Origin of the sequence: Myxococcus sp. NMCA1, from assembly GCF_026810205.1 — a bacterium.
GTDB lineage: Bacteria > Myxococcota > Myxococcia > Myxococcales > Myxococcaceae > Myxococcus > Myxococcus xanthus_A.
This window is the reverse complement of record NZ_CP113950.1, coordinates 1,453,041-1,473,243: the sequence shown is the minus strand read 5'-3', so window position 1 is coordinate 1,473,243 and position 20,203 is coordinate 1,453,041. Positions and strand designations below refer to the sequence as shown.

Sequence of the window (20,203 nt, the reverse complement as noted above, 5' to 3'; positions counted from 1 at the left end):
CATATCCTCCAGGCGTCCATGTCCGACCGGTCGTCCCTCATCCGTTGGCTCGTCATTCCCGGTGTGAGCCTGGGCGTGCTCATCCTGAGCGCCGCCCTCTCCTATTGGCTGACGCGCCCCGTCCACGACGAGCCGCTGCCCGTCGGGCCGCCCCCCGCCGAAGAGCTGCCCGCCCCGCAGCCGCCTGGCACACGCATCGCCCCCACGCCCGGCCTGTCGCCGCCCAGCGTCACACCCCCACCGGTGCAGCCTCCGCCCGGCTTTCCGTCCTCGCGGACCGACGTGCCCGCGCCGCCCGCGGCCTCGGGGGACCCGCGCCGCGTGGTGGAGGTGGAGCCGGTGGTCGAATCCACCACCGGCCGCATCCACGCCGAGGACATCCGCGCCGCCATCCAGGCGGTGACTCCGCTCGTACAGCAATGTTTCGAGGACGCGGCACAACGCAACCGGGGTCCGCAGACAGTGAAACTGCGCTTCACCGTGGAGGCGGGCAACGAAGGCGGGGTGATGAGCGCGGGCGAGCTGGTGTCCAGCACCATCCCCGACCCCTTCGTGCAGGCGTGCGCGCTGGACTCGCTGCTGGACGTCCGCTTCCCGGCGCCCTACGGCGGAGGAAAGGCGACGGTCGTCTACCCCTTCGAGTTCCGTGTCCCTGGGGAGACTGGCCGGTAGGGCCCGGTTTTGCGTAAGGTGCCGGAGCCCCCGACCCTTCATGCCCGTTACCGTCGAACAGCTTGGTCCCCAGGACGCGGAAGCCCTTCGGGGGCTGCTGTCGAAGGACCCGGTCCACAACCTCTACCTGCTGGGGTTGCTGGAGGAGTTCGGCATCGCCCCCCGTGGCAGGGTGCCCTTCGCCTTCTACGGTCGCTTCGACAGCCAGGTCCTCACCGCCGCCGTGTTCGTGGGCGGCGACGGCGGGCTGGTGGTGCCCAGCGCGAGCGACGCGGGCGCCACCAGCGTCATCGCGGACGCGCTGTCCTCGCGCCTGACGCTGCGCTCCACCGTGGGCGACAAGTCGTCGGTGGACGCGCTGCTGCGCAGCCTGGCCCCCGGCAAGCCACGCCTGTCGCGCACGCAGCGGCTGTTCAGCGTGTCGGCGGATGACCTGGGCCCCTTCACCAACCCGCTCTTGCGGCTGGCGAAGGAAGAGGACCTGCCCCGGCTGCTGCCGCTGGCTCAGGGCTACGTGCGCGAGGTGCACGAGCGAGACCCATTGGCCGAGGACCCGCGAGGCTACGAGGCCCGCGTCATCCAGCGCGTGCGCCAGCGCCGCACCTACGTGTTGGAGGAGAATGGCGCGCTGGTGTTCAAGGTGGATATCGGCAGCCGCTCCCAGTACGGCGCGGAGCTGGAGGGCCTCTACACGCTGCCCGCCGAGCGCAAGAAGGGCCACGCCCTGCTGTGCCTGGGCCAGATTTCCCGCCACCTGCTGTCCTCGCTGCCGCGGCTGACCCTGCGCATCGACGAGCGGGACGAGAGCACCGCCCGCATCGCCCGCAGGGTCGGCTACCTGGCCGGCCGGCCGTGGCGGCTCGTCCTGGTGGACTAGCGACCGGCCGCGTACAGTCCGCGCCCGCATGAGCCGTCCCACGCCTTCCCGCCGTCCCCTCTCTGGAGAGGGCCCCGTCATTCTTCACGCCGCCACCGACCCGCGCTGGCTGCCCCTGGCGCTCGAGCGGTTCGACGAGGTGCTGGTGGACCATGCCCACTGCGAGAAGAAGGCCGCCGCCAACGCGCTGTCCATGCTCCAGGCCTACCCGGACCTGCCGGGGCTGCCCTCGCAGATGGCGCGGCTGGCGCGCGAGGAGAGCGCTCACCTGGCCCGCGTGTTGGACTTGATGGCGGCGCGTGGCCTCACGCTGACCAAGGACGCGGGAGACCCCTACGCCCAGGGCCTGCAGAAGTTGATTCGCACGCCCGCCGCCGAGCGCCGCATGGACCGGTTGCTGGTGGCCGCCGTCATCGAAGCCCGCTCCTGCGAGCGACTGTCCCTGCTGGCCGAAGGCCTCACCGACCCGGCCCTGGCGCGCTTCTACGGCGAGCTGGCCCAGTCAGAGGACGGTCATCAGTCCCTCTTCTACCGGCTGGCCGTCACCGCGTCCGAAGGCAACGAAGCCAGCGTGAAGGCGCGGCTGGAGTGGATGCTGGAGCGCGAGGCCCAGGTCATCACCGACGTGGGGCTGCGCGCCACCATCCACTGAGCCGTCACGGCCCCATGGGCGCCCGCAGGCCCACGGCCGGACGAGGCGGCGCCGGAGAGGAGCCCTTCTCCAGCGGCCACACCCAGGGCACGGCCACCGTGAGCAGGACGACGAGCACCGCGGTGAGCGGCGTGCCCAGGCGGAAGAAGTCCGTGAAGCGGTAGTGCCCCGGCCCGTACACGAGCACGCAGCTGGGCTCCAGCGGAGTGATGAACGAACAGCTGGCCGCCAGCGTCACCGCCATGGCGAAGGGCCGCGCGTCCACGCCGAGCTGCTGCGCGGCGTTGATGGCCACTGGCAGCACCACCAGCGCCGCGGCCTGGTTGCTCATCGGCGCGGACAGGACGATGGTCAGCACCATCAGCAACACCATCACCATGCGCGGGCCACCATACGCGCCCAGCGCCGCCACCCTATCTCCCACGAACGCGCCCGCGCCGCTCACCTCCATGGCCAGCCCCAGCGCCATCATGGAGCCGATGAGCAGCACCACGCGCCAGTCCACGCGGAACGCGGTGCGCGGATCCACGCAGCCAGTGGCAATCATCAGCAACATGCCGGTGAGGCCCGCCACCGACAGTGGCACCACGTTCAGCGAGCCCGCCGCCAGCGCGCCCAGGAACAGCACCACCGCCAGCAGCGCCTTGCCGTAGCGCGGGGGCTGGTATTCGTGGCCACTGAGCACCGTCAGGTTGCCACCCCGCGCCAGCTCATCCACCCGGTCGCGCGCGCCGCGCAGCAGCAGCACGTCCCCCACCGACAGCGGCAGCATGGACAGCGAGCGTTCCCCGAAGGTGCGGCCCAGCAGTTGGAGCTTGGTGATGCGCTGGATGGCGGGCTTGCGGTGCAGGGCCAGCGCCACCAGGCCGTAGCGCTCCACGAAGAGCGTCTCCTTCAGGCTCCGCCCCACCAGCGGGCTGTCGGGTGGCACGCTGGCCTCGATGAGGAGCGAGTCCTTGTCGTGCAGCTCCTCGTCGGACAGCCGCACGTCCGGGCGGATTTGGATGCCGCGCAGGTCCTTCACCCGCAGAATCGTCTCGCGGTTGCCTTCGATGAGCAGCCGCTCGTCGCCGCGCAGCCGGTAGCCGGGCACCGCGGACAGGGCCTCGCCGTCGCGGATGATGCCGATGACGCGCAGTCCCAGCCCCTCCGAGATGTCCCCCAGCTCCTTGCCCACGTAGCGCGAGTCCGGCGGCAGCACCGCCTCCGTGAGGTAGTCGCGCAGCGTCCAATCCTCCATGGCGCCGCGCCCCTCGCGGGCCGGCAGCAGCCACGGCGCCAGCAGCACCACCCCGAGGATGCCGACAATGGCCAGCGGCAGCCCCACCGGCGCCAGCTCCGTCACGCCGATGCCCGGCATGCCCTGCCGCTGCATCGCGGCGGACATCACCAGGTTGGTGGAGGTGCCGTAGAGGAACACCATGCCGCCCAGCATGGAGGCGTACGCCAGCGGCAACAGCACCTTGCTCTTGGGCACCTTGGCGCGCTGGGCCGCACCAATGGCCACCGGCAGGAAGGCCGCCGTCGTCACCGTGTTGGAGATGACAGAGGAGAAGGCAGCCACCACCACCATCATCGCCATGACGAACGTCTGGTGGCCGAAGCGGGCGAAGAAGGCCAACCGTTGGCCCACCAACTGAACCACGCCCGTCGATGCGAGCCCCTGCGTCATCGCGAGCAGCGTGAAGATGAAGATGACAGTGTCGTTGCTGAACCCCTCGAACGCCTGCACGGGCGTGAGCACGCCGGTGAGCGCCAGCAGGCACACCACCACGAGCGAGCTGACCTCGATGGGAAGCGTGTCGAACGAGAACAGCACCAGCGCGACGACGACAACACCCAGGACGATGGCGATGGTCATAAGGCCCGCCCCAACCTGTATTCGCTGCGCTGATATGGCGAGTGTCGTGGCGCAGTGCGCCGTTTACTTCTGGATGACCGGCCGCTGATAAGTGGAATTAGGAGCGGCCTGTTCGGTACCAAGGTGGGTGACCGGTCGCGGGTTGCATTTATGCCCCCCTTCCAGAACGTTTGGGGCCTGTCTCCAGACTTGAACCACAAGGACGAATCCATGGCTTCGACGCAAGTTGCGGCGGAGGGCCAGCAGGCCCCCACGAAAAACCCCACGCTCCTCGCCTGGGTGGCCAAGATGGCCGAGATGACCCAGCCGGACAGCATCGTCTGGTGTGACGGGTCCGAGGCGGAGAAGAAGCGGCTGACGGACCAGGCGGTGAAGGAGGGCATCCTCATCCCGCTGAACCCGGAGAAGCGCCCCAACAGCTACCTCCACCGCTCCAACCCGAACGACGTGGCGCGCGTGGAGCACCTCACGTTCATCTGTACGCCGAACAAGACGGACGCCGGCCCGACGAACAACTGGATGGAGCCCGAGGCGGCCTACACCAAGCTGGGCAACCTGTTCAGCGGGTGCATGAAGGGCCGCACCATGTACGTGGTGCCCTACGCCATGGGCCCCATCGGCAGCCCCTTCACCAAGCTGGGCGTGGAGCTGACCGACAGCATCTACGTCGTGCTGAACATGCGCATCATGGCGCGCATGGGGAAGCAGGCGCTGGACATGCTGGGTGACAGCGACGACTTCAACCGCGGCCTGCACAGCACCGGCGACGTGGACCCCGATCGCCGCTACATCTGCCACTTCCCCCAGGACAACACCATCTGGAGCTTCGGCTCCGGCTACGGCGGCAACGTGCTGCTGGGCAAGAAGTGCCTCGCGCTGCGCATCGGCAGCTACCTGGGCCGCGAGGAAGGCTGGATGGCCGAGCACATGCTCATCCTGGGCGTCACCAGCCCCAAGGGTGAGACCACGTACGTGGCCGCCGCCTTCCCGTCCGCGTGTGGCAAGACGAACTTCGCGATGATGATTCCGCCCGCCGAGTACAAGGGCTGGAAGATCGAGACGGTCGGCGACGACATCGCGTGGATGCACCCCGGCAAGGATGGCCGCCTGTACGCCATCAACCCGGAGGCCGGTTACTTCGGCGTGGTGCCCGGCACCAACTACAAGACGAACCCCAACGCGATGGAGTCCATCTCCAAGGACACCATCTTCACCAACGTGGCGCTGACGGCGGACGGCGACGTGTGGTGGGAGGGCAAGGACGGCGAGGTCCCCGACGAGCTCACCGACTGGCAGGGCCGCCCCTGGAAGAAGGGCAGCACGGAGAAGGCGGCGCACCCCAACAGCCGCTTCACCGCGCCCATGTCCAACAACCCGGCGCTGAGCCCCAAGGCCAACGACCCGACGGGCGTGCCCATCTCCGCGCTCATCTTCGGCGGCCGCCGCTCCAACACCGTCCCGCTGGTGCTCCAGGCCTTCAACTGGACCCACGGCGTGTTCCTGGGCGCCACCATGGGCAGCGAGACGACGGCCGCGGCCACCGGCAAGGTCGGCGTCGTGCGCCGCGACCCCATGGCCATGCTGCCCTTCTGCGGCTACCACATGGGTGACTACCTCCAGCACTGGCTGGACATGCAGAAGCACATCGCCCAGCTGCCGAAGATCTTCCAGGTCAACTGGTTCCGCCAGGACAAGAACGGCAAGTTCATGTGGCCGGGCTTCGGCGAGAACATGCGCGTGCTGGAGTGGATCGTGAACCGCGTCCACGGCCGCGTCCCCACCCAGGAGACGCTGCTGGGCTGGGTGCCCCGCGCCGACCAGGGCCTCAACCTCAAGGGCCTGGACCTGGCCGCCGACGTGGTGACGGAAGTCACGTCCATCAAGGAGGACGAATGGAAGGCCGAGCTGAAGAGCCAGGAGGTCTTCTTCGAGCAGCTCGGCACCAAGGCGCCGGACGCGCTGATGCTCCAGCGCAAGCTGCTGATGGCGCGCCTGGACCACTGAGTCCCCGCCGGCCTGTAGCAGCCTGAAATACCCCCGGGGCCGCCTCTCGCTCGCACCGAGCGCGGGAGGCGGCCTCTCCATTTTTCACAGGAAGTAAAAGTCAGCTCTTCGACCTTCCCGGAGCTCCGCGCTAGGCTCTCAGGTCATGAGACTGGTTTTCGTGTTGTCGGTGATTCTCGCGCTGGCGCCACCGGTGGCGTTTGCACAACGCGGGAAAAATGCAGCGGCCCTCATCAAGGACGGCGAGCGGCTGTACCAGGCAGGCAAGTACCGCGAGGCGGCGGATGCGCTGAAGAAGGCGCATGAAGCCCAGCCCCATCCGCGGCTCATCTACAACATCGCCATCTCCCTGGAGAACGCGGGAGAGCTGCGTGAGGCGGTGACCTGGTACCAGCAGTACGTCGGCGCCACCGACGGCACGGACCCGACGCTGCTCAAGCGCAGCGCGCGCAGCATCGACCGGCTGCGGGTGCTCATCGAGAAGGAAGACCAGACCGCGGCCGCGTCCAACGCCGAGCGTCAGCGGCTCCAGGACGAAGCGGACGCCGCGCGCCGGCAGGCGGAAGAAGAGCAGCTCGCGGCCCGCCGCGCCGAGGATGAGAGCCGGCGCCAGCAGGAGGCCGAGCTGCAGCGCGCGCTGACGTCGTACAAGCGCCAGCGCATTGGCGCCTTCGCCGCGGCCGGCGTGGGCGCGGCGGGCGTGGTGGCGGGCGTGCTCTTCGGCATGCAGGCGCGCGACGCGCGTGAGCAGTTCGACGGCGCCACCAGGGTGGAGACCAAGGAGGAGTTCGCCGACAAGACGCGCAGCCGGGCGCTGCTGGCGGACGTCGGCTTCGGCGTGGGACTGGCCGGTGTCATCACCGCCATCGTCCTCTACCCGAAGGAGGGCCCCCCGGCTGCGGGTGAGGTGCGAGTCACGATGGCGCCCAAGGGCGCCGGAGCAGGAATGGCGGTGAGCTTCTGATGCGCGCGCTGCGATTGATGATGACGGGAAGCACCCTGCTGATGGCCGGGTGCAGCTTCACCACCGCCAGTGGACTGACCGAGTGCGAGACGTCCTCGGACTGTGAAACCGCGCAGGTGTGCACTGCTGGCTACTGCCTGCCGCAGCCAGAGGGCTGTGGAGAGGTCTACGGCCCGGCCTCCGCGGCCAATGCCATTCCCCTGGGCGCCGCGGTGCCGCTGAGCACCTCCGACGGCCCGGACGAGTCCGAGGTCCAGGCGCTCAACGCCATCAAGCTGGCGCTCGACGAAATCAACCAGCGTGAGGGCGTCAACGGCCGGCCCTTCGTCCTCCACATCTGCGACACGCGCTCGGAACCGAACCGCGCCGCCGAGCAGGCACAGTGGCTGATTCGCGAGCGCCAGGTGCCGATGGTCTTCGCCTCCAGCAGCGCCCAGGCGCTCGCCGTCGCCACGCACACCGTTACCAACGGCGTGCTGATGATTACGTACAGCGGCACCAGCCCGGACATCGCCGCCATCAACGACAAGATTGGCACCAACGCGGGCCTGGTGTGGCGGACAGCGCCGTCTGACGCGCTGCAGGGGCGCATCATCGGCGACCTGCTCCAGGGCGACATCCTCGTGAACGGAGCCCCGCTCTACGACAGCGTCTCCAAGGTCGGCATCAGCTACGTGAACGATGCCTACGGGCAGGGCCTCTTCGGCGTGACGCTGGGCCGCATCGACTCCACCCAGCGGACCGTGACGTCCGCCCAGTACAGCCGCAACGGCACCGACATCACCAGCGTGGTGCGGCACATCACCACCGACCAGCCGGATGTCGAGGTCCTCATCGGCTTCTCCGAGGACAACGCGCGCATCATCAACCAGACGGCCACCGCGGGCCGGAACACCCAGCGGTGGTTCTTCACCGACGCTGGCAAGGACCGGGGCCTCTTCACCGCGCTGGGCGCCAACACGGGCCTCGTGGATGGCGCCTACGGCACGTCGCCCGCGCAGGCCCGTCCGGACCTCGTCTACCAGTTGTTCGCGCAGCGCTTCCGCTCCGCCAACAACCAGACGGACCCGGGCCAGTACTCCTTCACCGCGCACGCGTATGACGCCATGTACCTGGTGGCGCTCGGCGCCGCGTATGCCGCGGGCCCCGACGTCAACACCCCGCTGGCCATCACCGGCGCGCGCATGGCGGATGGCCTGGCGCTGGTGACGCCGCCCGAGGGCACCTCCGCCCCGGCGTTCAACCTGGGCACGGACGGCTTCGCGGGGGCTCGCGCGGCCATCCGCAACGGAACGGTCATCAACGTGACGGGCGCCAGCGGCAACCTCGACTTCAACTCCGACGGCGAGGCGCCGTCCGAGTACGAGCTGTTCCGCGTGGAGGCCGGCGAGTTCGTGACGGTGCAGCTCATCGCCCCGCCCACGGAGTGACGTGAAGGGGCCTCAGGGCCCCAACGTCCGCGCGAGCACCTCGACGGCGGCGGCGAAATCCTCGGGCTGGGGCAGCAGCGACAGCACGAGGAAGGCGCCGCCGCCGAAGTCGTAGAAGTAGCCCGGCTGCACCCGCACGCCTGCGTCCAGCAGGGCCAGGCAGGTGGCCTCCTCGCCGGGCGCCCTCGGAATCCGCACCACCGCGCTCCACCCGCCCTCCGCCGGCACCACGTCCCAGCTGGCGTCGCGAGGCCGAGCCGCGAGCAGGCGCTGGCGGTTGCCTCTCACCCGCTCCAACACCGCCGCCTGGAAGCGCGGCGTATGGGCCAGGAGCGCAGGCAGGGCCCGCTGCACGGGCGTGCCCACGGGCAGGTACGTGTCCCCCACCCAGTCCAACCGGGCCAGCGCCTCGTCACGGAGCGCCGCGGGCCCGCCCACGTGCGTCCACGCCAGCTTGAGTCCGGGCAGCCCCACGGACTTGGAGAGGCCGGAGAGGGCGAAGGTGAGCATCGGCAGCGCGCGCCCCGCCACGGTGACCACGCGCCCGGGCGCCGCGTCCCAGGCGAAGGGAGCGAAGACTTCGTCGCAGACGAGCGCCAGCTGGCGGCGCGCGCACACGTCCGCCAGCGCCTCCAGCTCGCCTTCGTGCAGGAAGTGGCCGGTGGGGTTGCCGGGGTTCACCACCAGCACCGCGCGGGTGCGCGCGTCGCACGCCTCCGCCACCTCCCCCGCGTCCAGGCCGAAGCCATGCGCGCGTGGCAGCGCGTAGGAACGCGTCTGGACGCCCTCCAGGCGCGCGAGGTGCTCGAACAGGGGGTAGCAGGGGGCCGGGACGAGAACGTTGTCCCCTGGCTCGCACAGGAGCTTGAAGAGCCACCCGTAGGCTTCACTGGTGCTGGAGGTCAGCACCAGGTGCGCCTCGGAGACCTGGGCGCCTCGCGCCGCGAAGTCCGCCACCAGCGCTTGTCGCGCGGAGGCGAGCCCCAGGGACTCGGGTTCGTAGGTGAAGGCGTCCTCGGGGGCCAGGAGCGCCGCGTCCGGCAGGGGAAACCCCACACGCGTGGGGTTGGATTCCGTGAGGTCCAGGAGGAGACGGCCGCTGGCGCGGTGCCTTTCGAGCGCCAGTGCCAGCGGGTTGGCTGTCCGTGCGAAGTCCGTCCGCGCGGAGAAGCGGCTCACAGGCCCGTTTGCAGCATGGCGTTCGCGACGCGACGAATCAGGTCGCGGCGAACTTCCTTGCGGCAGTGCTCGATGGCCTTGTCGTGAGGCCGGGGAAGTTGAGGGTCGCGCGTGCGCAGAGCGGTCCGGAGCACGAGCTCCACCTTGGAGGGCTCGATGTGAAAGAGCCGAGGCCCTTCCTTTTGCAGGAAGTAAGAAAGCCCCCTCTGGTCAATGAGCTTCTTGTAGAGCCGCCGGACGTCCGCGAGGAACGTGAGATCGATGATGTCCGCCATTCGTGAGGCGTTCTCGCGCGGAAAAAACGGCACGTCCATTTCACGGCCGCATGTCCCGAAAACTTGCGCGCCCTGTAGCACTGGCCCTGGAACGCAAACGCGCCGGAGGCCGATTTTCCGGCCTCCGCGCGTTCAGGGAATCAGCGGCCGCAGCGCGCGGCGGAACGCGGCATGGCGGCGCCGCGCGTCGGGAAGATAGGGCACCGGTCCCAGCACCGGGACGCCGTGCCGCGCCTCCAGGAGCCGCCGGTTGTCGCGCTCCGAAACATCCTTCGCGGACGTCCCGCGCGACAGCAGCACGGCCCGCACGGGAATGCGGCGTGCGGCCAGCGCCTGGAGCGACAGCGCGGTGTGGTTGAGCGTGCCCAGGCCCGCCCGCGCAACCAGCAGCACCGGAAGGCGCAAGGTGGCGATGAGGTCGATGACGTCGTGCTTCGAGTCCAGCGGCACGAACAGGCCCCCTGCCCCCTCCACCACGGCGTTGCCCCCACGCAGCCTCCGCCACGCGGCCAGCGTGACGTCCCAGTCGGGCTCGCGTCCCAGGCGGCTGGCGGCCACGCCGGGCGCCACGGGCAGGCGGAAGCGGTGAGGACACACTTCATCCACGCTCAGCGAGCTGCCCGCCGCCGCGCGCAGGGCGAGCGCGTCCGCGGGCGCGCGAAGGGACGCACAGCCGCTCTCATAGGGCTTGAAGCCCTGGGGCCGCAGCCCCACGTCCGCCAGCAGCGACAGGAGCGCGCACGACGCCTGCGTCTTCCCCACGCCGGTGTCCGTGCCCGTCACGAAAATCTGGAACGGCTTGCCACGCTCAGCCACGGCGGACTCCCACGGTGCGCAGCGCCTCCAGCGCCAGGTCCACGTGGCCCACGGTGTGGGAAGCGGACAGGCAGAAGCGCAGGCGGCTGGTGCCCTCGGGGACGGTGGGCGGGCGGATGGCCTTCACCAGCACGCCCGCCTCGCGCAGTCGGCGCGCGGCGTCCAGCGCCCGCTCGGGCTCGCCGAGGATGATGGGAAACACGGCGCTGCGAGGCTCGGCGCGCACGCCCAAGCCGCGCAGGCCGTCCGCGAAGCGACGGATGTTGCGCCACAGCCGCTCGCGCAGGTCCGGGTCGCCCTCCACGGCGTCCACGGCGGCCTCGGAGGCGGCGCACAGGTGCGCGGGCAGCGCGGTGGAGAAGACGAAGGGCCGCGCGCGGGATACCAGCAGGTCCGCCACCTCGCGCGAGGTCGCCACGTACGCGCCCATGACGCCCAGCGCCTTGCTCAGCGTGCCCATGCGCAGGTCCACCTCGGTTTCCAACCCCAGCTCATCGCAGAGGCCCGCGCCGCGTGCGCCCAGCACGCCGGTGGCATGCGCTTCGTCCACCATCAGCGCGGCGCCGTGGGCCCGGCACGCGGCGACGATGTCGCGCAGCGGGGCCACGTCTCCGTCCATGGAGAAGACAGTGTCCGTCACCACCAGCTTGCGGCGCGCGGACGTCTCCGCCAGGGCGCGCTCCAACGCCTCCACGTCCGCGTGTGGATAGACGCAGACGCGGGCGCGTGACAGCCGGCAGCCATCCACGAGCGAGGCGTGGTTGAGGGAATCAGAGAAGACGGCGTCCTCGGGCCCCACCAGCGCGGGGATGATGCCGGTGTTGGCGGCGTAGCCGCTGTTGAACAGGCGCACGGCCTCGGCGCGCTCGAAGGCGGCCAGCCGCGTCTCCAACCGGTGATGCGCGGCGGTGTCGCCCACCACCAACCGGCTGGCACCGGTGCCCACGCCGTAACGCTCCACGGCGGCCAGCGCCGCGGCACGCACGGTGGGCGACGCGGCCAGCCCCAGGTAGTCATTGGACGAGAAGTTGACGAGCGTCTCGCCCCCCACGCGCACCACGGGCCCCTGGGGCGAATCCAGGGGCTCCAGGTACCGGCGCAGGCCGCGCTCGGACAGGGCCTCCAGGTCCTCCCGGGCCCACGCCGCCGCGACGCCTTCATCACTCACGATGGGCTCAGCCTTCCTGACGCGGCTCCAGGGGGCGGATTCCCGCCTTCTCCAGCAGGGCCATGTCCTGGGTGTACTCGGGGTTGCCGGTGGTGAGCAGCTTCTCGCCGAAGAAGAGCGAGTTGGCGCCCGCCATCATGCACAAGAGCTGCGCCTCTTCGTTCATCTGCTGCCGGCCCGCGGACAGGCGCACCATGGACTGGGGCATCAGGATGCGCGCGGTGGCGATGGTGCGCACCATGTCCACCGTCTCCACGCGCTGCTGCTCCTGCAGCGGCGTACCCTCCACGGCCACCAGCGCGTTGATGGGCACCGACTCCGGGTGGTGCTCCTGGTTGGCCAGGGTACGCAGCAGGTTGCAGCGGTCATCCACCGACTCGCCCATGCCAATGATGCCGCCGCAGCACACGGAGATGCCCGCGTCGCGCACGCGGTTGAGCGTGCGCAGGCGATCTTCATAGGTGCGGGTGGAGATGATGTCGCCGTAGTGCTCGGGTGACGTGTCCAGGTTGTGGTTGTACGCGGACAGGCCGGCCTCGCGCAGGCGCTTCGCCTGGCTCTCGGAGAGCATGCCCAGGGTGGCGCACGCCTCCATGCCCAGCGCACGCACGCCGCGCACCATCTCCAGCACGCTGTCGAACTGCGGACCGTCCTTCACCTCACGCCACGCGGCGCCCATGCAGAAACGGGTGGCTCCGGCGGAGCGGGCCTTGGACGCGGCATCCAGCACGTCCGGCACCGCCATCAACTTCTCCGCCTTGACGCCCGTCTTGTAGCGAGCCGCCTGCGGGCAGTACGAGCAGTCCTCCGGGCAGCCGCCCGTCTTGATGGACAGCAGTGAACAGAGCTGGACCTTGTTGTCCACGAACACGGCCCGGTGGACCGTCTGGGCCTTGTGCACCAGGTCCAGCAGGGGGAGCTCGTAGAGGGCCCTCACCTCGGACAGCGACCAGTCATGGCGCACGTCCACGCCCGCCGGTGGTGGCGCGGCGACGTGGGCGTGACCGGAGAACTCGCTCTCGCTGGAGACAGTGGCGGTATCGGGCATGGGCTCCTCTACGGACGGATGAGGGCCCGAACGTGCGTGGACCCCGGAAAGTTGTCAACGCCCTCGAGCAGGCAGGTTGACGACTTTCCAGGGCCCATCTCCCCTCGGGAGGGGCTCAGCGCGTCAGCTGACGCGCGGCACTAGACGTGGACGCGGCGACCCCTGCCTGCCAGGCCCACCAGGAACAACACCAGGAGTGCGCCCAGGACGGAGAACAGGAGTCCCGTCGGGTGCAGGTCGAAGACGCGGCCATCACTGCGGAAGAGCGAAGCGACGAAACCGCCCACGAAGGAGCCGGCGATACCCAACAGCGTGGTGGCGAGGAGCCCCATCGACTGGTTGCCCGGCATGAGCGCGCGGGCAATCAGACCCGCGAGAAGGCCAATGACCAGAAACGCGATAATCCCCATGACTACCTCCCTTGCTTGTTTAGCGACGCAGGGTGCGACGCCCACCTGGGAGCAAACCTGGGTTGCCCCTCCCGTTCGTACAACTTGGCACGGGGGGGCTTGACATGGTGCCTGCCTGCTCTGCGGTCGTGCCTGCCTGTAAGGCCGCAAAAACGTCAGGGTTCCGCGCTATTCACCCAACCCATGGCGAAGGCGAAGACGCACTACACCTGTCAGGCGTGTGGATACAAAACGGCGAAGTGGCTCGGGAAGTGTCCGGACTGTGGCGCGTGGAGTTCCCTGCTGGAGGAGACGGACCCGAAGGCGGATGAGCGACGTCCGGCCTGGGGTGCCTCGGGCGGCGCGGCGCGGCCCATGTTGCTCAAGGAAGTGAGCGGCGAGACGGAGACGCGCCGGCGCACGGGCATCGCCGAATTCGACCGCGTGCTGGGCGGCGGCGTGGTGAGTGGCTCCATCGTGCTGTTGGGTGGCGACCCGGGCATTGGCAAGTCCACGCTGCTGCTGGCGGCGTTGGACAGGCTGGCGCGGCACGGACCGGTGCTCTACGTCTCCGGTGAAGAGAGCCTGCGACAGACGAAGATGCGCGCCGAGCGGCTCCGGGTGGAGGGCGATGCCATCCACCTGTTCGCGGAGACGGACGCGGAGCGGGTGCTGACGGCGACGGAGGCGTTGAAGCCCCAGGCGTTGGTGGTGGACTCCATCCAGACCATGTACCTGCCGGAGTTGGGCAACGCGCCCGGCAGCATCACCCAGGTGCGCGAGGTCGCGGGCCGGCTGATGGCCTACGCGAAGCGTACGGGGGTGCCCACGTTCCTGGTGGGCCACGTGACGAAGGAAGGCTCCATCGCGGGCCCGCGTGTGCTGGAGCACATGGTGGACACGGTCCTCTACTTCGAGGGCGAGCGGGGCCACCCGTTCCGAATCCTGCGCGCGCACAAGAACCGCTTCGGCTCCACGAACGAGATTGGCGTCTTCGAGATGAAGGGCGCGGGGCTGGTGGAGGTGTCCGACCCGTCCGCCCTCTTCCTGTCGGAGCGGCCGGTGGGCAAGTCCGGCAGCGTGGTGACGAGCACGCTGAACGGCACGCGCCCGCTGCTGGTGGAGGTGCAAGCGCTGGTGGCGCCCACGGGCTACGGCACCGCGCGGCGCACGGCGATTGGCGTGGACAGCAACCGCGTGGCGCTGCTGGCGGCGGTGCTGGAAAAGAAGGAAGAGATTCCGCTGGTGGGCTGTGACTTGTTCGTCAACGTGGCGGGCGGCATGCAGCTCACGGAGCCAGCGTGTGACCTGGCGGTGTGCGCGGCGCTGGTGAGCAGTCTCCAGAATCGTCCGCTGGATCCGAAGACGCTGGTGCTGGGCGAAGTGGGCCTCGCGGGAGAAGTGCGTGCGGTGGGACAGGTGGAGCCCCGGCTGGCGGAGGCCGCGAAGATGGGCTTCCAACGCGTGGTGATGCCCGCTGGCAGCGCGCGGCGCCTGGAGGATGCGGGCCCGAAGATGAAAATCGTCGGCGTGGAGACGCTTGGCGACGCGCTCGTCGCGATGTTCGACTGAGCAGCACGTGCCGCGCGCGGGCGTGAGTCAACCCGGGCACGGCGTCGGCGGCAGCGGATAACCTGGGAGCGGGCACCGCTGAATGGCGGGATGCCCATCCCGGGGGCTACCAATGCTGCTTCGATGGGCGCTACTGCCACTCCTGCTCTTCGCCGTGAGCTGTTCGGCATCCCGCCGCGTGCGTCTCGACATCGGCGATGAGGCCCCCATCCTCGTCACGCCTCCGGATGCGGCAGATGCCAATCTGCGAGACGCAAAAGTAGGGGCTGGTGCGTTTCAAGAAGCGCTGGCGAGACTCGCTTGGGACGTGCGGCCCTCCCGACAGCCACTGAATCACGCACGACTCCGGATGGGCGTACCGCGGCGGAGCGGCGTGTACTGGTACGAGGGCCGCAGCCAGCGACTCATCCCCCAAGACGAGAGCGTTCAGGGGCCTCGGTTTCTGAAGTCGTACGCGGACGACGAACTCACGCGAGCGTACGGCCAGTGGTGTCACAGCAAGGGCCAGTCTCGAGATTGCCTGCGCCTCCTCGACGAAGGGCCGCTCCTTGCGAGCGACGGCAAGTACACGTTGGCCATGGCCATCGCCATGGACTCGGTGTGGGAGGAGACTGCCGAAGCGTTGGAGGACATGACGGACCCGCAGGCCGTGATGGCAACGGTGACGGCTTCGGTGAGCATGTATCTGCTCCTCTGGGCGCTGCCGGAACCCACGAGCAAGGGAGTCGCTGCGCTCATCACCGCGACCGCCATTGCCTACCTGGGAGTCGACATGGTGTGGCGGTTGCTTGACGGATGGGTGTCACTGGTCCGAACGGTGGACCAAGCCACTACGTTCGAGCAACTCAGCGAAGCTGGCGAGGCCTACGGAGAAGTCCTTGGAGTGAATGCAGCCCGGGTCTTCGTCATGCTGGCCACTGCCGCCATTGGAAGTACGGCGGGGCTTGCGGCAAAGTCTTCGGGACTGCCCAACTCCGCGCAGGCAGCCCTCGCCATCGAATCCCAGGCAGGGCTTCGATTCACGTCAATTGGCAACGTGGGCTCAGTGGCGATGACCGCCGAGGGCTTCACCGTGGCATTGGTCCCCAATGCCGTGACCATGTCGACGCGGGAGCCTTCAAACCGCTGGACTCACCAGCACCATCTCGCCACGAACAAGAACAGCGTTTCCACGGCACGCGGTGGACCCTGGACGCCGAGGTTCGAGGAGTTCTTCAAGAAGGCAGGGATGGAGTTGAAGGACCCGGAGAACATCGTGCCCGTTCAGGGACATCGCGGGCCTCACCCACAGGAGTATCATGCGTTGGTCTTCGCGAGACTCCGTGATGCAACCCGAGCATGCCGCACCGTGGAGGCCTGTCGGAAGGCACTGACCGCGGCACTCAACGAAATGGCGGAGGAAGCCATCACGCAGGGAACGGAGCTCAACAGGCTCGTGACCCGGAGCAAGTAACGGTAAGACTCCGCCATGGCACTTCGCTACTTCGCGCTGTCCGAAGACGTCCAGCCAGGGCACTGGTATCTGGGTGAGCCCCGACGTGCCGCGACTCATGAAGACGCGGACTCTTGCGAGTTCACCGCGGGAAGGCCCGTCTCCATCCAGGGCCGCATGAAAGTCCCCATTACCGCGCTTGGCAGGCCATTGGACTTCTCGACCGCTGGGATCGGCGCCACCCCCATCGTCCACGTCAAGGTGGCAACCCGCCTCTCTGAACTAGCACCCGATGACGTGCAGTTCCTCCCTGTGGATGTGGACGGCCAGCCGGATCAGTACCTCATCCTCGTAGCGACGAAGCTCGTTCGGTGCATCGACCCGACCGCGAGTAGAGAAGTCCGCTACTGGAAGCCTGAGCACGGCCAACCCAAGCGGGTGGGCGAATACCGCTCCGTCGCGGGCCTGCGCATCGACCCGGGGCTCGTCGGCAGTGCCAAGCTGTTCCGGACCTGGGGCTGGGACATCGCCCTGATTGTCTCTGAAGACCTCAAGGCGGCAATTGAGCAGGAGCAGACCACGGGAGCACGCTTCACCGAGGTGTAGACCGGTACCTTGAATGATTTCACGAGCAGGCACGGCGCCCCAGCACTCCTGCGCCCGCTCCCGGCAGACTTCCCAAACAGTACGTCGGGAAACCGTCCTCTCAAGGTGCAGACAGGCTCAGCCTCCTCGTGAATCAGACGCATGGCTCGCTGGCTGCTCCTTGGCCTGAGCGACGGGCGAAGTGCTGAAACGGCTTACCCCATGGCTTGAAAGCCGATGCCCACACGCGGTGTCTCTGCGCCTCGACAGCCAGGTCTCTGAACGCCCGCCACTCCCGGTGGGCGCACCGCGAGAGGGCGCCGGGCGCTCCCGCCACATAAGCCGTGGCGACCGTCCCATGCCAGCTCTCGCGCCCTGGCCACTGGAGCGACATGAAAAGGCAACTCACGTGGTTCATGTTGGCAGTGGGCATACAGCTCAGCGCGTGTGGCAATGAGTCCATCGCGGACGGCCTTCCACCCGAGGCTTCCGCGCCAGATGACAGCGCGCGGCCCGTCCAGGCAGAAGCCGTGGATGATGGCTCGACCACGCTGTACGAAGACGCGCTGGGCCCAGGCTGGGTGGACTGGTCCTGGGCAACACACAACCTCGCGGCGACCTCGCCCGTGGCCTCCGGCTCGCGCGCCGTCTCCGCGACGTTCGGCCCCTGGACGGGCCTCTACTTCCACCACCCCGGCGTCTCCACCAGCGGGCTCGAGTTCTTGGAGTTCCAGGTCCACGGCGGCGCCACGTCCAACCCCGCGCTCACCGCCTACGCCACCGTCGGCAACCAGGCGCGGCCCACCGTGTCCATCAACCGCTACTGTGACGGCGGCACCATCAAGGCCGGCGCATGGACTCGCTGCCGCGTGCCCCTCACGGCGCTCAACGTCGCCAACGTCACGATGGACGGCATCGCCATCCAGGAGGGCGCGGGCCGCAACCTTCCAGTGATGACCTTCGACAGCGTCCGCCTGGGCACGGCCACGCTGTCCGCTCCGAGCGGCCTCAAGGCGGTGGCCTCCGCGACGGACGTGTCCCTGACGTGGAACAGCGTCAGCGGCGCCACCGGCTATCACGTCTATCGCGCCACCTCCCAGACGGGCACGTACACGAAGCGCACCACGACGCCGCTGACGAACACCACGTACCGCGACACCAGCGTCACCGCGGGCGCCACGTACTGGTACGCGGTGTCGGCGGTCAGCGCGGGCGGCGAAGGCCTCCGCTCCACGCCCGTCTCCGCCACCGTGAAGCCGCCGCAGCCGCAGGTCGCCATCTCGGTGACGCCCACCAGCGCATCACTGGCCCCGGGAGCCTCGCGGACCTTCAGCGCCACGGTGACGGGCAGCACAAACACCGCGGTGACGTGGTCCATCCAGCAGGGCAGCGCGGGAGGCACCATCACCCACAGCGGCCAGTACACCGCGCCGCGGACGACGGGCACCTACCACGTCATCGCCACCAGTCAGGCGGACACCACGAAGAAGGCAACGGCCACCGTCACCGTGGCGGCGACGCAGCCCGGGAGTGGCAAGTGGGTGTCCGGCTATTACACCGGCTGGAACGCCGACCTGTACCCGCCCGAGAAGGTGGACTTCAGCGCGCTGACGCACATCATCGTCGGCCGCGTGACGCCCAAGCCGGATGGCTCGCTGAACGCGGCCTTCGACAACAACAACGGGCCGCAAATCGCGAAGACGCTCGCGCAGCGAGCCCACGCCGCCGGACGCAAGGCCATCATCATGGTGGGCGGCGCGGGCGAGCACGCGGGCTGGGTGGCCGCGGCCTCCAACGCGAACCGGGCGAAGTTCGTGCAAAACCTGCTCAACGCCATGGACACCTTCGGCTACGACGGGCTCGACATCGACTGGGAACCGGTGGAAGCGGCCGACAAGCCGAACCTGCTCGCGCTGGTGAAGGAGCTCCGCGCGGCGCGGCCGAACATGCTGCTCACGTTCCCCATCGGGTGGATCAACAGCAACTTCGCCAGTGACGCGGACCCGTGGTTCGCCAACCTGGCGCCGTATCTGGACCAGCTCAACATCATGTCCTACGAGATGATTGGCCCGTGGGACGGCTGGCAGTCCTGGTACACGTCCGCGCTCTACGGCGAGTCCGGCAACCGGCCGACGTCCGTGTCCTCCAGCCTCCAGGGCTGGGCTCGCGCGGGCATCCCCAAGGCGAAGCTGGGCATGGGCATTCCCTTCTACGGAATGGCGTGGCGCAACATCACCGGCCCCTACCAGAACTTCACCCACTGGTCTGACTACGTCGGCAGCGACAACTCCTTCACGTACAAGAAGATTCAGCAGCTCTCCGCGTCGGGCACGTACCGCTGGGACGCGGTGGCGGCGGCCAGCTACGTCACCTTCAACACGCCCGTGGAGGACGGCACCGTGCGGTGGATTTCCTATGACAGCCCGGAGGCCATCGCCGCCAAGGGCGCCTACGCCCGCGACAACGACTTCGGCGGCACCATCATCTGGACCCTCAACCAGGGCTGCACCAACCCCACCACGGGCGCCAACCCGCTGCTCGACGCGGTGAAGGGCGCCTTCCTCCAGTAGTCGCGGGAGACAGGCCCACGGAGGGAGCGCGCCCAGGACACACGGACACGCTCCCTCGCGAGGTACCGCGAGCTAGGCCCGCGGCCGGGGCATCACGGCGTAGCGCAGCAGCACGACGCCGTTGGCGTAGACCTTGGTGGACTTCAGGTCCAGGTCCACCACCTGCTTCAGCGAGGACGCCAGCAGGATGCCCGAGCCGAGTATCAGCGGGTTCATCTTGAGCAGTACCTCGTCGACCAGTCCCTCGGCGAGCAGCAAGCCGGCGAACGCGCCACCACCGCTCAGGTAGATGTCACCGCCCTCCTGAGCTTTCAGACGCCGGACCTCGCCCACCGCGTCGTCCGACACCAGCTTCACGCGCGGATTCGGGCTCTCCTTCATCGTGCGACTGAAGACGTAGGTGTCCATGTTCGGATAGGGGTCCGTCACCCCCACCTTGAGGCCGCCGTCATAGGTGCGCCGCCCCATGAGCACCGTCGCATAGGTCGCCAGCGACGCGACGTAGTCCGCGACGTGCTCGCTGTCCTTGACGAGGCGGTCCTGCATGAAGGCGCCGTACGTATCGTCCTCGTGGGCGATGAAACCGTCGACGCTGGTGGCAACGTGGTACTTGAGCTTTCGCATACGTGTTCTCCATGCCGCGCGCGCAAAGGCGCCGGTCATTCAGGTTCAGGAAGACGACTGGGAAACACAGCGGGGACCCACGCAT

The 20,203-nt window shown here is 68.8% G+C and carries 18 protein-coding genes; 10 read left to right on the top strand and 8 right to left on the bottom strand.

Annotated elements, in window-relative coordinates:
* The first annotated feature begins 18 nt into the window (after positions 1-18).
* The 3 genes from OZ403_RS06290 to OZ403_RS06280 are packed head-to-tail and all read left to right on the top strand — an operon-like array spanning position 19 to position 2,201.
* Positions 19-672, top strand: a complete 654-nt coding sequence (locus tag OZ403_RS06290) for an AgmX/PglI C-terminal domain-containing protein (RefSeq protein ID WP_140797457.1) — start codon at positions 19-21, stop codon at positions 670-672.
* 40 nt (positions 673-712) lie between these two features.
* The gene (locus tag OZ403_RS06285; RefSeq protein ID WP_268783697.1) at positions 713-1,549 is read left to right on the top strand and encodes a GNAT family N-acetyltransferase; all 837 of its coding nucleotides are present in this window, start codon (positions 713-715) and stop codon (positions 1,547-1,549) included.
* Positions 1,550-1,577: 28 nt separating this feature from the next.
* Positions 1,578-2,201 carry a tRNA-(ms[2]io[6]A)-hydroxylase gene (locus tag OZ403_RS06280; protein WP_268783696.1) on the top strand — a complete coding sequence of 208 codons (624 nt, stop codon included), beginning with the start codon at positions 1,578-1,580 and terminating at the stop codon, positions 2,199-2,201.
* A gap of 4 nt (positions 2,202-2,205) precedes the next feature.
* Here OZ403_RS06280 and OZ403_RS06275 read toward each other — a convergent pair whose 3' ends face one another.
* A complete protein-coding gene (locus OZ403_RS06275) occupies positions 2,206-4,062 on the bottom strand; it encodes an SLC13 family permease (RefSeq protein ID WP_140788201.1) in 1,857 nt (618 codons plus the stop codon).
* Between the two features lie 210 nt (positions 4,063-4,272).
* Here OZ403_RS06275 and OZ403_RS06270 point away from each other — a divergent pair, with 210 nt between their 5' ends.
* The 3 genes from OZ403_RS06270 (at position 4,273) to OZ403_RS06260 (ending at position 8,460) form a co-directional block, all read left to right on the top strand.
* Positions 4,273-6,066: a phosphoenolpyruvate carboxykinase (GTP) gene (locus OZ403_RS06270; protein WP_140797456.1), complete on the top strand. Its 1,794-nt coding sequence runs from the start codon at positions 4,273-4,275 to the stop codon at positions 6,064-6,066.
* 145 nt (positions 6,067-6,211) lie between these two features.
* On the top strand, positions 6,212-7,030 hold the full coding sequence (locus tag OZ403_RS06265; protein ID WP_140788197.1) for a hypothetical protein: 819 nt from the start codon (positions 6,212-6,214) through the stop codon (positions 7,028-7,030).
* Complete coding sequence (locus tag OZ403_RS06260; RefSeq protein WP_140788195.1) at positions 7,030-8,460, top strand: ABC transporter substrate-binding protein; 1,431 nt, start codon at positions 7,030-7,032, stop codon at positions 8,458-8,460. Before OZ403_RS06265 ends, OZ403_RS06260 begins: the two co-directional genes overlap by 1 nt.
* A gap of 12 nt (positions 8,461-8,472) precedes the next feature.
* Here OZ403_RS06260 and OZ403_RS06255 read toward each other — a convergent pair whose 3' ends face one another.
* From OZ403_RS06255 to OZ403_RS06230, 6 genes are all read right to left on the bottom strand, one after another.
* Complete coding sequence (locus OZ403_RS06255; RefSeq protein ID WP_268783695.1) at positions 8,473-9,639, bottom strand: pyridoxal phosphate-dependent aminotransferase; 1,167 nt, start codon at positions 9,637-9,639, stop codon at positions 8,473-8,475.
* The gene (locus OZ403_RS06250; RefSeq protein WP_140788190.1) at positions 9,636-9,914 is read right to left on the bottom strand and encodes a hypothetical protein; all 279 of its coding nucleotides are present in this window, start codon (positions 9,912-9,914) and stop codon (positions 9,636-9,638) included. The genes OZ403_RS06255 and OZ403_RS06250 overlap by 4 nt, the downstream gene beginning before the upstream one ends.
* Positions 9,915-10,046: 132 nt before the next feature.
* A complete protein-coding gene (gene bioD / locus OZ403_RS06245; protein WP_268783694.1) occupies positions 10,047-10,730 on the bottom strand; it encodes a dethiobiotin synthase in 684 nt (227 codons plus the stop codon).
* Positions 10,723-11,898, bottom strand: coding sequence for an 8-amino-7-oxononanoate synthase (gene bioF, locus OZ403_RS06240; RefSeq protein WP_268783693.1), 1,176 nt, complete (start codon positions 11,896-11,898; stop codon positions 10,723-10,725). The genes bioD and bioF overlap by 8 nt, the downstream gene beginning before the upstream one ends.
* A 7-nt stretch (positions 11,899-11,905) precedes the next feature.
* Positions 11,906-12,946: a biotin synthase BioB gene (bioB, locus tag OZ403_RS06235; protein ID WP_140873508.1), complete on the bottom strand. Its 1,041-nt coding sequence runs from the start codon at positions 12,944-12,946 to the stop codon at positions 11,906-11,908.
* Between the two features lie 140 nt (positions 12,947-13,086).
* Positions 13,087-13,356: a GlsB/YeaQ/YmgE family stress response membrane protein gene (locus OZ403_RS06230; RefSeq protein WP_020478235.1), complete on the bottom strand. Its 270-nt coding sequence runs from the start codon at positions 13,354-13,356 to the stop codon at positions 13,087-13,089.
* 183 nt (positions 13,357-13,539) lie between these two features.
* Here OZ403_RS06230 and radA point away from each other — a divergent pair, with 183 nt between their 5' ends.
* From radA to OZ403_RS06210, 4 genes are all read left to right on the top strand, one after another.
* Positions 13,540-14,907, top strand: coding sequence for a DNA repair protein RadA (gene radA, locus OZ403_RS06225; RefSeq protein WP_140853226.1), 1,368 nt, complete (start codon positions 13,540-13,542; stop codon positions 14,905-14,907).
* A 112-nt stretch (positions 14,908-15,019) separates the two neighbouring features.
* Entirely contained in the window at positions 15,020-16,360 is a 1,341-nt protein-coding gene (locus OZ403_RS06220) for an AHH domain-containing protein (RefSeq protein WP_268783692.1), read from the top strand.
* Between the two features lie 15 nt (positions 16,361-16,375).
* Positions 16,376-16,945, top strand: a complete 570-nt coding sequence (locus OZ403_RS06215; protein WP_268783691.1) for an imm11 family protein — start codon at positions 16,376-16,378, stop codon at positions 16,943-16,945.
* A 371-nt stretch (positions 16,946-17,316) separates the two neighbouring features.
* The gene (locus OZ403_RS06210; RefSeq protein WP_268783690.1) at positions 17,317-19,494 is read left to right on the top strand and encodes a glycosyl hydrolase family 18 protein; all 2,178 of its coding nucleotides are present in this window, start codon (positions 17,317-17,319) and stop codon (positions 19,492-19,494) included.
* 72 nt (positions 19,495-19,566) lie between these two features.
* Here the strand turns inward: OZ403_RS06210 and OZ403_RS06205 are convergent, their stop codons facing one another.
* Positions 19,567-20,118: a dihydrofolate reductase family protein gene (locus OZ403_RS06205; RefSeq protein WP_140853224.1), complete on the bottom strand. Its 552-nt coding sequence runs from the start codon at positions 20,116-20,118 to the stop codon at positions 19,567-19,569.
* Positions 20,119-20,203: the final 85 nt, after the last annotated feature.